The organism is uncultured Anaerobiospirillum sp. (genome assembly GCF_902485895.1).
GTDB classification, from domain to species: domain Bacteria; phylum Pseudomonadota; class Gammaproteobacteria; order Enterobacterales; family Succinivibrionaceae; genus Anaerobiospirillum; species Anaerobiospirillum succiniciproducens.
This window is the reverse complement of sequence record NZ_CABTML010000040.1, coordinates 15432-30078: the sequence shown is the minus strand read 5'-3', so window position 1 is coordinate 30078 and position 14647 is coordinate 15432. Positions and strand designations below refer to the sequence as shown.

Sequence of the window (14647 nt, the reverse complement as noted above, 5' to 3'; positions counted from 1 at the left end):
GCGAGCCTCACAACATTGGATATGCCCAATAGCTGCAGATACGCATCACATGGCGTGACCAGCCTAAAAGAGCTGGGCAGCATAAACAATAAGAATAACTATAGAATTTTCCTTACGACAAGCTGTACTAATCAACACAAAAAAATGGATCCAGATACAAATTGCTCAAAAGAGGATGAGCAATGAACAACTAGGCCATTGAGTTGCTGGGGAAAACAGGGGACGCCTTAAAGCCGGTTGAAAAATAGGAAGGCCATAAACGAAAAAAGCAGCTTAATGCTGCTTTCGTAGCGGCGGCGGGCGGGGGATTCGAACCCCCGATACGGGATGACCGTATACACGCTTTCCAGGCGTGCTCCTTCAGCCACTCGGACATCTCACCGTGTTTTGGAACGGGGCTCATTATACGTAAATTTCACAGCAGTGCAAGGCATTTTTCAAAATAAAGTGAAAATAGGGTTGCAAGGCCATGCAAACTTAAGCAAAAGGACGACAGAAGCCACGACAGGCATGCATTAGAAAGCTAAAACACACTGCAGAGACACAACCAACGCTTACCAAGCAAGCAGTAGGCGCATCAACGTGTCTAATGCGTTAAAAGCGAGTCAGAATGGCATGCTACGCTCATTAAGTACCTCTGCAATCGCTTGTTGCCTAAGGTACTTCATATTAAGCCATGATTTGAAAGGCTTTTCTGCGGCAATGCTCGGCTATAGCGTTATCATATCGAAAGAACTTATCTTTCAGCTTGGTTGTATGTGCAGAGGGGGCCTATGGAACGCAGAGCCATTACTAACGGTTATTTTACCTCTTTTGAGGAACTGATTAGTAGTAATAAGATTTACGTCGATAAGACCAAATTTGCATGTGAGTTAGCTTAAGATGAAGCCGCCATTTTGCTCACAAGACCTCGTCGCATGGGCAAGAGCACCATGGTATCGACCTTAGAGTACTTGTTCTCAAAAGGCACTGTAGGTACAGAAGGTCTTTACTGCCATGAGCATTGGCCACTGACTGAGCGCTATTTTGTCTTTCGCTTTGACTGGAGTAACTTTGTAGTATCTTCAGAAGAGCAGTTTCAGAAAAAATTTGGACAAGATATCGATTTGTATGCTTATTACTTTGGTGTTGAAATCCCAACAAATATACGTGTAGCTCGTCGTTTCGAGATTTTAGTCAAATTATGCCTAGAGAAGCTCAAAGATGAGGCCTTTTTATCCCAACATCCTGAGCTAAAGAATGGAGATCTCCCATTATCTTCTCAAAAGGTCGTGCTATTGATCGATGAGTATGATGCTCCTTTGACTAGAAGCCAAGATAAGCCAGAACTTTTTGACAAAATAAGATTTGAGTTCATAGAGTTTTTCTCTTCAATCAAGCCTCTTTCGTACTTTCGCAATGTCTTTATTACCGGCGTCAGCTCCTATGCTCAAAGCTCTATCTTTTCTGGAGCTAATCAGTTTATAGACATCTCACTTGATGAGGACTTTGCTACTTGCTGTGGCTACACACAAGAAGAACTTGAGCGCTACTTTGCTCCAGAGCTTGATCATGCGCAGCAACAGCTAATGCTAGGCCGTGATGAGCTAATGACTAAGCTTAGTCATTACTATAGTGGTTACCTGTTCAATGGCCAAGATAGCTCTAACCTTGATAGTCAGCGCCTCTTTAATACGGTCAGCATTTCACGCTTTTTAATAAAGCCAACCCGTAGTTTTGATAATTACTGGGGGCAAACAGGTGGCGGTTCAAGATTCTTGTTACAGCTTATCAAGCTTGGCTCACAGAAGGTCAGAGAACAGGTAGTAGCTAAGCTCCATCCTCATGTATTTGACGCGCTAGATCAAAATGACCCTAAGGTGACCGAATGCCTAGACGCATGGACACCATTGTGCTTATTTGAGCTGAGCTCATATGCTCTACCTAAGAGCCAAGAGCACATGATCTGCACATATGCCGAGTCATTAAAGGTCGACTTATATACAGATGAGCTATTCAATGCTGATAATGCTTTAGCTACCTTGTACCAGGCTGGCTATTTAGCTATTCAGCACGTCAACAGTGACAAAATATACCTAGGCCTTGCCAATTACGACGCTATCAGGTCACTAGCATCAGTAATTACGGACGTGCGTAACTATACACATAGTTCTAACTATAATCTTCCTGCCTTGCTTAGCCATTTAAATGAACTTTATAAAGATGCTTTTGAACATCATCAACACCAGGGCATTGCTGATTTTGGCATATACTTGCAGCTGCTACTAAATACCCTCCCTGAGGGCGTAATCACAATAGATAACGGGCACAAGCTAATTGCGTTCTTTATCTACTGGCTGTTAAATTTCCAAGCAATTGAAAGGGGGACGCGCTGCTAATCTTGAAGTAGAACAGGGCAAGATCATCTTCTATCGCCCCATAAATGCCGATAATACTAAGCTAGTCGAGGATATTATCCTTGAGTTTAAGCTTTCCGATAGTGAAGATGCTCTATCGCAGCTTAAGAGCGCAACAGAACAGCTACCAGCAACCGACTCAGAGACGACACCTGCAGCAACAGCTCCACATCACTACTGCGTGCTCATAAGCCCACAGAACAAGCTCGTAGTGGCTATCGAGGCCAAATGCGCAGATGGCAGCTATAAGATAGTCTATCGCTCAGATAAGCTAGATGACATAGCAGTCAATACAAGCTCCAGCTAAGCAAAGAGTAGCCGCATCATCATCTTATAACTCACATGAAAGCGAGTCAGAATAGCACGCTACGCCCATTAAGTACCCCTGACAATTCGCTTCTCACTTAAGATACTTCGTATTAATACATTATTTAAAAGGCTTTTCTGAGGCTATGCTCAGCTAAAGCGTTATAATATCAAATGACGTTTTCTTTCAGGCTGGTCGTATGTGTAGAGGGTGCCTATGGAACGCAGACTCATTACTAATGGCTTATTTGCTTCTTTTGAGCAACTGATTAGTGGTAATAAGATTTATGTCGATAAGACAAAATTTGCATGTGAGCTAGCTAATGATGAAGGCGCATTTTTGCTCGCAAGACCCCGTCGCATGGGCAAGAGCACTATGGTGTCGACCTTAGAGTATCTGTTCTCAAAAGGCACGGTAGGTACAGAAGGTCTCTACTGCCACGAGCATTGGCCAGATCCTAATCGCTATTTCGTGTTTAACTTATCTTTTAGTAAGTTAGATAGTAGTTCAGTTGAGGCTTTTACATATAACTTCTTTCGTAGACTGAAAGTCTACGCCAATTATTTTGGTGTAGAGATTCATCAAGAAGATCCTATACACCAATGTTTTGAGCAGTTGGTGCTGCAGTGTTTAACGAAGCTATCGGATAAGAGCTTTATAGCAGACCACCCTGAGCTTCAGGATGGAGATCGACCATTGTGCACTGAAAGAGCGGTACTACTTATTGACGAGTATGATACTCCTCTTACAGAAAATTTAGACAACAAGGTGGTATTTGATGCGATAAAGAGAGTTTACCGCCGTCTTTTTGCAAGCATTAAAGATATTGATTTTCGTTTTGTATTCGTTACTGGTGTCAGCTCATACGCGCAGACTTCCATCTTCTCTGGTGCTAATCAGTTTATTAATATCTCACTTGATAAGAACTTAGCTACTTGCTGTGGCTACACTCAGGAGGAGCTAGAGCATTACCTTGCACCTGAGCTTGAGAATGCGCAACAAACGCTAAAACTTAGCCACGATGAGTTGATGAGTAAACTAAGATACTTTTATGATGGCTATCTTTTCTGCATTACTCAAAAGTCTGCAATTAGCTGCAATAAAATCTTTAATCCTGTTAGTGTTTCGTTGTTTTTACGAAATCCAGAAGATGGTTTTCTTAATTACTGGATTGTTACTGGTGCACAGTCAACATTCTTTTTAAAGCTACTAAAGCTTTCCTCGTCGGCTGTAATTACTCAATTTATGGCTGATCTATGTAGAAAAGACAAATCATCGGTTAATGACATTGATCCTAAAGTTCTTGATTACATGAGCGCCTGGCTTCCTGTACTGGAACTTAGTGTTGATTATGACGAACAAAATAACCATAACAATCGTCTTTTGCGTGTCAGCGCTGATTTATTAATCCTAAACATAGACCAGATTGATAAACTTGACAATTATGACTCCGTAGCAATCCTATTCCAATCAGGATATTTAGCAATTAAAGCAATAGAGGATAATGAAGTACTGCTTGGACTTGCAAATCATGAAGTAGCATCAGCTCTAAAAAGCCTTTTGACTAATCCAAAACTAATTAATAGCCATTATCCATATGGCTTGTCAACAAAGCTTTCTATGCCTTCTGATAGCCGCGATGAGATATACGCTGCTCTCCATGAGGGCGGTTATTCTTTAGCTAAATTATTTGATGACATGCTGAATACTTCACCATCAGAGTTGTTTGGTCCTGGTAGCAGAGAAAATTTTGTAACTTACATCATCTCTGAAGCGCTACTCAAATCAAAAATTCCTCTTGCACAAGAGGTTAACTATCTATTAGGTCGAGCAGACCTAGTTATATACAAGCCTGACCAAAACCCTCTGCTTGAGGATACTGTAATTGAGTTTAAGCTTGCTCGCAAAGGTGAAAACGTATTTACAAAACTTGAAGAAGGCACCAGACAGGTTATCGACAAAAGATATGGTATTAGCAGTGAAAATCCTAATCCATATCGCTACTGTGTTGTATTCAGTAACGAACTTAGACAAGTAGCAGCTATCAAAGCTATTAATGCTGATGGCGGCTCTAAAACTGTGTATGTTTCAGATAGGCTAGAACACGACGGTGCTGTCAATAAAAGCTCTAGCTAAGCAAAGAGTAGGCGCATCAACATCTCAATGCGCATGAAAGCATCCCAACATATTTGCTTAAGCCCACGTTAACTACTCCATCCTAAAACGAGCTAAGTTCATTTTAGGATGGAGCATGAAACTTCTGATTTAGTTGAGCAGAGACAAGTACGACACAGTAGGATATAGTTCAAAAACAACTAAGGCATTTACCAAGCCACATGCTCTTGGCGTATCAGTGCCTAGTCAATCGCATTGACTATAAGGATGCTCATAGTGAAGATGCTCTCACGCAGCTTAAGAGCGCATCAGCACCGCTAAAAGCAACCGACTCAGACACCACTCCTGCAGCAACAGCTCCACATCACTACAGCGTGCATATAAGCCCACAGCACGCTCTCGTAGCGGCTATCGATGCCGGATGCTCAGATGGCAGCTATCAGCAAGTCTATCGCTCTGATAAGCAAGATGACATGTGCAGCATGTAGCCACTTGCACTAGCCATAGCCATAACAACTTGCCCTAAATGCTCTACACCAACTATGACTTATACTCAGTAAGTGTAGAGCAGGCGATAGGGCACTAAGTACAAAAGGTTGCCAGCTACACCTCTAAAACTTCAGTACACATTTATAAAACATATTATCTTTTTATATAGCGAGACAATCATAATAATATGTTTTATAAATAGAGAGCAGTTATAAGCAAATCTGCACCATAAATCCTCCACTTATACCACTCATAGCAAAATCTCTTCATTTACCCTCATAAAACCCCATATATAAGCCATTTAGTGCTCATTTTCCACCCAAAATCCCTCACATCCCCTCAAAACAAGCCCAGGGGCAGGTAGCAAGACGTAATAGACCCCAGGGATGACACTCGCAAAAATTTACCCTCACAGACCATCTTCCAAAATTCATAAGCATTACAATAATCTGATATCGCTTAAAACGTATATGACTCTATCTGCACTAATTTGCACTATAAAACATAACGCATCTAAGATATCGTTATAATCAAACTAAGTATCTTTAATACTATTAAAGACGCTTTTCGCAAAATAGGCCTATAACCATAGCTCTACATCTCTCAAATCGCTCCATAAGCACTTTAATCACAAAATCCCATATCTAAGCCATTTTACTTTTTACAGCGGCATAGTGCCTTTATAGACAAAAAGTAGGGCATTCACGCATAACGCAATATAAAAATAGGGCCAGCAGAGTAGGGCAAAACCTGCCATTTACCCTTGGCACAACCGCTCTTAATACCCTCAATACACCACCCGAAAACGCAGCCAAAGATAGGGGCATCGAAGGCTGCAACTGCCCACAAAACACCCTCACAAATGCAGCCAAAAGTAGGACCACCACGAGAGCAGAATAGGGCGTTACACCTCAAACACTAACACATATATCAATCATGCCTGATGCTATTAAACTAACAAATCTACATAAATATATAAGGCACAACTTAAGCCAAACTACGCTATAAAACTGGTCATCAGCTCCCCATTACAGAAGCCATCGCACCACTCTCAACAGTACTCTAACTGCCCTTTGAGCGAGAGCTTCACTATGTCCTTTAAGCCCATGAGGCATGGCGCTCATTGCAGCCAAATCTCACCTCCATTAACTTCATCCACTCCATTAATACCATTACATTATCCTGATACTACTTAACTGTTGCTCCGCCCCTCTCTAAAGTCCTTCTAGCTGCCTTTCGTCCACTATATAGCGCTCCTTGGCAGCTCACGCTCTACCACTCTATACAGCTCCTCCAAGGCTTTCGCAGCATATATAAGTAGCTCATATATAGCTATAGACTCTTCTTATGAGCGTGTCATGAAACTTCGCATAATTTTATATAGAAGAACCCCAGAATAGCCCCTTAGACCCCTTCATGCACCTCTTTGGTCTCCTTAACCTTGCTTTTCCATTATATTTAACATAACTACAATTATGCGATCATCAATCCGCCACTCAATAAACACCAACACAATAACTCTACATGCCACAAAACCGCAAAAATATCAATAATTTAATCCAAAATCCCCAAAAAATACTTTTACCAAAAACATGATCATCATCACGCCAAACCCATCCATCCAACTCGATCACAAACCACCAATCATGATCTAATCTGCCCAAAGCAGCAGCCAAATTTTGGAAGCAGCTGCCAAGTTGTTGCAGCTGCCAATTCGGCCCATTAACCACAAATTAACTTACGCAGCTTAAGCTACCAAGCACCTCGCCATACCTCGCTCGTATCGCTGCCTCTAGAGCCCAATCTCTGCTTCAGAAGCTAATCCTGATTGAACTGTCTGGCACGGCAAAGATCCTCTGAAGGGGCGGACATATGACTGCTGTACTCCCTGTTAAGCTTGTGACTCAAAAGCAAAATCTATTACATAAAACTGATACAGCTTGCTGCAGCAAGTTGAGGCTTCAGCAGATAAGTTGATAGGCACTATCCCCTACTCTGTCGCTGTCTATGGCACTGGCTCAGAGCCTCTGAACGGGGTATCGGTTGGCTGCTGTTTGGAGGCTTGAAAGGTGGATAGATTGGATAGTGAATGGCGAGAGCTTGTCCTAAGGTTTTAAGTTTTAAAAGCGGTAGTATATGGATGGAATTTGCAGATAATGCTTTGGCAGGAATGAGGGCTTTTGAGAGCTGGAGGTCTGATAGTCAGGTGCGTCATGCCCTACTTTTATAGAGATGGATTGGGGTGTTCAAAAGTGGCGCTGGAAGGTCATGAGTTAGGTGGTCAGAGAGGCTGGTTAAGAGGCTTGAATAAGAGGAGTTTAGGGCATAAAGGAGGGTTATTGTGTGGGTATATTAGTATGTGAAATTGGGTGGTTAATGGAGTCAGGAATGATTATTGTTTAAGCCCTATTTTGCGTTTGTGTGTGCTGTCTATAGCATAAAACATAACGTATTACAGAAAGCGTGAAATAGAAATGGTGATATGTTTTGAGCTGTGGTTTTGGGGTGGGCGTCTGGAGATGAGGTTAGACAAGGCGATTGGTTGAAGATGTTGGCGCGGTGAGTGGCTATGCTTGGATTTTTTGGAAGTTGTGAAAGTATTGCAGAATTATGATGTTAGGAGTGGAACAGAAAATTTTGGGTCGTGCCCTATCTTCTGCTTGCAGCGAAGATGCTGGTGAGTGGTAACGTGCAAAGTGGCGTTATTTGGAGGTATAAAAGCGTGAGAGTTTGCCATACTTTTTTGGTCAGAATCTGTCTATGCGGATCTCTAAAGATAAAACATAAACACTATGATAGTAACGTGAATAATAGTAACGATATGTTAAGAAAATTATTTTGAGCGGATTTGCGATTAAGTCATAGTATGCCACGGAAGACTTGTGAAGAGTAATGCGTGGTTATGAGAGTTATGGGTGCCGGAATTTTGGTTATGAGGCGTGTTGGTTTAAAGGGTACATATTATCAGGCTAATACTACGTCGAATGAGACTGTTTGCTGCTTAATGGCAGAGTGTGGTGATAAGTGCGGTATGTGGTGCTGTCCGTTTGCTAGCAGCGAAAGCTTCTTGAATGTATGCCACTTGCGTTTAGAGGCTTTTATGATGGGATTTGATGGGCTGGCATGTGGCTTTTGCGGTTTTATACCCTATCTTCTAAGGCTGTCCAGTAGTGTTGAGGATGTATTGATTGGTACGAAGTAATGATAATGGATATGTTTTATGAAGTGCCAATTATCATACTACTGAAAAATTTAGCGCAAGTCGGCCTGTGTGGTTATTTGATATGGGGTTCTACAGACTTTGTTCTGGTTAAGAGGCTTATCCCCTATCCTTCTAAGCGTCTGTTATATGGGTTTATGAGGGCGTCGTGCTTGTTTAGAGGCTTTATGCCTTATTTCATGGGGCTTCGTTTGTAAGCTACTTCTATCTTCGTCTTTTATTTCTGAGGCTTTAATCTTGGCTTAAGAGGACGTTGCGCTAGTTTAGAGCAGATGTTATGACCTCTAAGATCTTTATTCGTCTAGCTATTGGTTAGTTTTCTTTTGTAAGTGTCTTTGGTCATAGTATTGAGCAAGATAAAGACTGGGTTCGTTGGCTGAGTTGAGGCTGGTATTTTCTTGCAAAGTACCGTCTGCACTGGCTTTATCCTAGTATAATTACCCTACTCAATCATTTTTGGTTATTGGATGGAGCTTGTAATGTCTGAACAGATCCAAGAGTCTCAAAGAAACAGTAGTGGTGTGTTTAAGGTTGTGGATAATGCCTCTGCTTTCAATGACTTGTTAAAAGCAATTGAACAGAGCAACTTCTCCCAACGAGACAAGGGTACCGACTTTGAAAGGCTCTCATTAGACTTCCTCACTAATGAGCCAACTTACAAGGATCAGTTCACTAAGGTTCAGATGTACTCTGACTGGGCCAAAGAGCATAAAGATCTTGAGGCTAATGCTAAAGATATTGGTATTGACCTAGTTGCAACAGATGTTATGGGTGACGACGCTAAAGAGCAAACTTATACTGCTATTCAGTGTAAGTTTTATGCTGCAGATAGAGTTGTATCCAAGCATGATATCGACTCTTTTCTTTCGGCCTCGGATAAAACGCACTATTCCAAGCGCTTCATTATTGCCACTAACCAAAAATGGGGCCCTAACGTTGAAAAAGAGCTTAAAGATCTTAAGACTCCAGTAACCATCATTACACGTGAGAAGCTGGCTAACTCATCTATCGACTGGTCTAGCTATCTAAAGACTCAGGGTAAAGTTGAGGTTATCAAGCGTACTTTAAGAGACTATCAAAAAGAGGCCCTAAATAACGTAATTGAGGGCTTTAAGACTAATGAGAGAGGCAAGCTTATCATGGCTTGCGGTACTGGTAAGACGTTCACGTCTTTACGTACTGCTGAGGCTCAAGTAGGACAGCATGGTCTTGTGCTTTTCTTAGTACCTTCCCTATCTCTCCTCAGCCAGACTTTATCTGACTGGAAGCAGCAAGCTATTCATCCAATAACTGCCTTTGCTGTATGTTCAGACTCTAAGATTGGCAAGAGTGATGAGCTCTTAACTGCAAGTGAGCTTGCCTATCCAGCCACAACTGATGCTGAAACCCTAGCCAAGAAGGTTAACGATGCGCTAGCCAAGAGCAAACAGAGCTCCGATGGCGGTATGACTGTTGTCTTTAGTACTTATCAGTCAATCGATGTTATTGCTGTTGCGCAAAATGGCGAAGAGGCTAAGGGTAGCTTTGTGGCTAACCCAATGCCTGAGTTTGACCTCATTATCTGTGATGAGGCCCATCGTACTGCAGGTGCCTATCTGATTAATCAGGCATCTAACTTGGCACGTCCAGCCAAGGCAGATGAAGCATCCCCTATCTTTGCTGGTTCAGCTGTTAGCGATGTTGATGCATCTACTGCTGCAGCAGATGGTACAAGTGATAGCGGTAAAGATGACTCTAGTGCATCAGCTGCAAAGAAAACAAAGGCTAAGAGAACAGCCTCTATCAAGGTTATTGATGATGAAGAGGCCGCCTTTACGCGTATCCACAACAATGAGTACGTTAAAGGCAAGAAACGTCTTTACATGACAGCCACTCCAAAGGTCTATGGTACAGCAGCCCGAGAGCAAGAGAACAACAAAGAAGCCGTTCTCTACTCCATGGACGATGTGAATGTCTTTGGCCCTGTATTCCACACTATGAACTTTGAAAAGGCAGTAAAGATGGGCTGTCTTGTTGACTACAAAGTTATCATCTTAGTGGGTGATGCCAATACATTCCGCTCTGCAGAAGACGCAGACAAGTTCTCTGATAACCATGCCTCACGTGCGGTTGGAGCATGGAAGGCTCTCAATAAGTATGGTATTCGCGATGAGCTTGCTGATGACCTAGGCCACATGCGTCGTGCTGTAGGTTTTGCTCAGCAGATTAATCATGACAGCAAGCGTAAGAAAACTTCCTCAAAGGACTTTGCACAGTATTTCCAAGACGTTATTGATGAGTATCGTGAGGATGTTGAGTCACGCTCTGCTAAGTTTAAGAACCTTACTGAGGATCAAGCTGCAGCTCTAGCTAACGACAATGCTTACAACGAGTATTGCTTCACTAGCTCGCATAATCTCAAGTGCTCAACGAAGCATATTGATGGCTCCATGAACGCACTGGAGAAAGCCAACTTGCTCAGTTGGTTACGTGAAGAGCCTCAAGATGATGAGTGTAAGATTCTCTTCAACGTGCGCTGTTTAAGTGAAGGTGTGGATGTGCCTTCATTAGACTCAGTAATCTTCCTTGCGCCGCGTAAGAGTCAAGTCGATGTGGTGCAGACCGTTGGCCGTGTCATGCGTATTGCCCCAGGCAAGAAGCGTGGCTATGTGATCATTCCTATTGTGGCAGAAGATGTTGAGAACCCAGAGAAGACCTTAGATCGCTCCGAGGAGTTCAAGGTTGTTTGGCAGGTACTTAACGCGCTTAGATCTATCAATCCAAGCCATGAGCTTGTTGATGGTCGTTTAATGAAGATTGACGACCGTATTGAGGTAATAAGCGTAGTTAACAGCAAAATCTCTAAGAACTCATCGAGCTCATCTGGAGGTAAAAAGATAGCTGTGGATCCGGTAAATCCAAGCAAGGATGAGCCAACAAATTCGAAGGGTCTCTTGGCTGATCTTGATTATGGCGTTATCAGAGTTGAAGAGGCTATTAAGACAGCAATCATTAAGAAGCTCGGCAATATCAGAACTTGGGAAGACTGGGCTAAGGACGTTGCTTTAATCTGCTCCAATCAGGCAAAGAACATTAAGCGCGTACTTGAGGATACTGAACATCCTGAGGCCAAGAAATGCTTTGATGACTTCAAAAATCAGATGTCTGCAGCTATCAATGGTCACCTTACTAAAGATGGCATAGCAGATGATGAGACTGCAACCTTAAGTGATGACGAGTTTATCGATATGCTGGCTCAGCATATTGTGATTAAGCCAGTTCTTGATGAGCTGTTCAAAGAGCATCCATTTACTGAGAAGAATGCGATTGCATCTTCACTTACTCAGATGCTGGAGACTCTGCAGCGCTTTGGTATGCAGGTCGCTACTAATGACTTGAAAAACTTCTACGAAAGCGTGGGCTATCGTATGAAGAATGTTAAGTCATTAGCTGATCGTCAGGCCGTGATCGTTGATCTTTTTGATCGCTTCTTCAAGGTAGCATTCCCTAAGCAGCAAGAAAAGCTTGGTATTGTCTATACTCCAATTGAGGTGGTGGATTTCATTAACCACTCTGTTAATGACATCCTCAAAAAGGAGTTTAATACCAGCTTAGGCGATCAGGGTGTGCATATTCTTGATCCATTCACTGGCACTGGTACTTTCATAACCCGCATGATGTTAGATGAGACCATCATCCCTCGTGCATCATTGCCATATAAGTACCGCAATGAGCTGCATGCATTTGAGCTTGTACCACTGTCATACTACGTTGCCTCTATCAACATAGAGTCTGTATATGATGTGCTCAAGCCAAACAGCGATGAAGAGTACGAGGCTAATAACGTCACCGTACTCACAGATACCTTTGCAACTCATGATGCTGATGTGCTGCCGCTGATGTCCTCAAACATCCAGCGTAATGCCTCATTACGTCAGAAGGTGGATAAGCTGCCATTGCGCGTCATCATTGGTAATCCACCATACTCGGTTGGTCAGAGCAGTCAGAATGAGGATAATCAGAATGATTCATATCCAGATTTAGATGCAAGAATCGAAGAGACTTACGTATCTAAAGCCTTAGGAGTTAATCTTAAGTCCAAGCTTTATGACTCATATATAAGATCTTTTAGATGGGCCTCAGACAAGATAGGCGAGAGTGGCGTAGTTGCTTTTGTATCCAATGCTGGATGGATAGAATCTACATCATCAAACGGCATGCGTAAGTGCTTTGCTGAGGAGTTTAACTCCATCTATGTCTACCATCTTAAAGGTAATGCAAGAACTTCAGGTGAGCAGCGTCGAAAAGAGAAGGACAATGTCTTCGGAGTTGGTACAAGAACTCCAATTGCCATCACTGTCTTAGTTAAGAACCCGTCCTCATCAGAGCATGGTGTGATTAGATTTGGATGCGTGGACGACTATTTGAGTCGTGAGCAAAAGCTTGCTCAGCTTGAGCAAATGCATAGCATATCAGGCGCTTCATTTACCGAAATTAAGCCAGATGAGCATGGTGACTGGCTAAATCAACGCCGAAATGACTTTGAAAAGTTTATTTCTGTTGATGGAAAGAATAAACAAGGGCTAGCTCTATTTATAAATTATTCTTTGGGCGTCAATACTAGCAGAGACGTGTGGTCATATAATGCCAGCATAGATACCATTGCAAAAAATTTTACTCGATGTATATCTTTCTATAACTCTCAGATTGATGAGGCAATTCGTTTGGGGGAAAAGTTTGAGTTTGACTATGACTCAACAATGATTAAGTGGGATAGCACAAAAGAAAGACATTTCAAAAGTGGAAAAAAATCTTCTTTAATGAATAGAAATGCAATCGTACCATCGGCATACAGACCATTTATTAAACAGTTCTTGTACAATGATAGTGAATGGGTCGCTAGATGTGGACAGATGCCTAAACTATTCCCTTACATGGAAGCAGAGAATTTAGTTATAGGCATTAGCGGTTTAGCTGCAAAAGGATTCTCCTGCTTAATGGCTAATTGTATTTGTGATTACCATTTTCTAGAGTCAGGAACTCAAGTAGTGCCTCGTTATGTTTATCGAAAGGCCGATGACTTGGATAAGAGTAATGGCTTAGATATTGATGAGCACGGATATGTTCGTGAGGACGCCATTACACCTGATGCTATTGAGCACTTTAGAGCTGCCTATGGCGCTGACGGTGAGTCAATTGATGCTGATGCGGTCTTCTTCTACATCTATGGTTTACTGCACTCAAAGGAGTATCGAGAAACCTACTCAAACAATCTAGTCAAGGAGCTGCCTCGCATCCCACGAGTTGAGACTTACCTTGAGTTTAAGGCTTTTGAAGAGGTTGGCAGATATCTAGCCGACCTGCACGTAAATTACGAGAGTGTTGAGCCATATGATGGCTGCACTATCGAAAAGGCTGATAATGTTCACTACCGTGTAGAGAAACTTGCTTACGGTAAGATTAAAGGCAAGACTGGTAATGCAGCCAAGGACAAGAGCTGCATCGTATACAATGAAACTCTGAGCATCAATAACATCCCTCTTGAGGCTCAAGACTATATAGTGAACCTCAAGTCAGCTTTGGATTGGGTTGTAGAGCGTTGCTGCGTAAAGCAGGATAAAGAGACTGGTATCGTTAATGACTACAACGATTACGCTGCGGAAGCTGGAGATGAGAAGTACATCTTTAACTTAATCTTACGCGTGATAACAGTAAGCCTTGAGACAGTGAAGATCGTCAACTCTTTACCAAAGCTCAAGATCCATCCACTCGATAAGTAGTCGTAGTGATATGAGCTAAGGCTATACCATACTGAATTGGGTATGGTGCATTTAAAAGGCAGCTATCAGAGCTGCCTTTTGGCTATAAGGTCTATTAGTTACGCGGAGCGATTTAGGTCAATGTGATTGCTTGATGATTGAGCCTAAAGAGAAGTCTTTGAGAATGAGCAACCGATTTCTGCCAAGGCCTTTCCCAAGGAGGCTACGTTGGACGAGCTTGTCCTTAACAGACTGAGTTATGGTGCTTTTCTTTGGCATCGGTAGACCTTACTAAATGGATGGCAGTAACTGTTCATATCTTACTGTAAAGCAACATAAACACGTATCAATGCAGTTATTCTGTCATATTGTGCTTCCATTT

The 14647-nt window shown here is 42.3% G+C and carries 5 protein-coding genes and 1 tRNA gene; 5 read left to right on the top strand and 1 reads right to left on the bottom strand.

Features of this window, described 5'->3' with window-relative positions:
* Positions 1–294 precede the first annotated feature (294 nt).
* Positions 295–382: transfer RNA gene (locus RDO37_RS03345), tRNA-Ser, on the bottom strand.
* Positions 383–896: 514 nt separating this feature from the next.
* Between RDO37_RS03345 and RDO37_RS03340 the strand changes: the two genes are divergently transcribed.
* The 5 genes from RDO37_RS03340 (at position 897) to RDO37_RS03320 (ending at position 14286) form a co-directional block, all read left to right on the top strand.
* Complete coding sequence (locus tag RDO37_RS03340) at positions 897–2378, top strand: AAA family ATPase (protein WP_308498104.1); 1482 nt, start codon at positions 897–899, stop codon at positions 2376–2378.
* A complete protein-coding gene (locus RDO37_RS03335; RefSeq protein WP_308498103.1) occupies positions 2356–2703 on the top strand; it encodes a hypothetical protein in 348 nt (115 codons plus the stop codon). The genes RDO37_RS03340 and RDO37_RS03335 overlap by 23 nt, the downstream gene beginning before the upstream one ends.
* Before the next feature lie 216 nt (positions 2704–2919).
* Positions 2920–4839 carry an AAA family ATPase gene (locus tag RDO37_RS03330; protein WP_308498102.1) on the top strand — a complete coding sequence of 640 codons (1920 nt, stop codon included), beginning with the start codon at positions 2920–2922 and terminating at the stop codon, positions 4837–4839.
* 200 nt (positions 4840–5039) lie between these two features.
* Positions 5040–5306, top strand: coding sequence for a hypothetical protein (locus RDO37_RS03325; protein ID WP_308498101.1), 267 nt, complete (start codon positions 5040–5042; stop codon positions 5304–5306).
* 3700 nt (positions 5307–9006) lie between these two features.
* A complete protein-coding gene (locus RDO37_RS03320) occupies positions 9007–14286 on the top strand; it encodes a type ISP restriction/modification enzyme (protein WP_308498100.1) in 5280 nt (1759 codons plus the stop codon).
* The last annotated feature ends 361 nt before the right edge of the window (positions 14287–14647 follow it).

What these genes read in the sequence shown, in the direction of transcription:
- RDO37_RS03325 (WP_308498101.1), top strand. Translation starts at nt 5,040, where the DNA reads ATGCTCTTGGCGTATCAGTGCCTAGTCAATCGCATTGACTATAAGGAT.
- RDO37_RS03320 (WP_308498100.1), top strand. Translation starts at nt 9,007, where the DNA reads ATGTCTGAACAGATCCAAGAGTCTCAAAGAAACAGTAGTGGTGTGTTT.
- RDO37_RS03330 (WP_308498102.1), top strand. Translation starts at nt 2,920, where the DNA reads ATGGAACGCAGACTCATTACTAATGGCTTATTTGCTTCTTTTGAGCAA.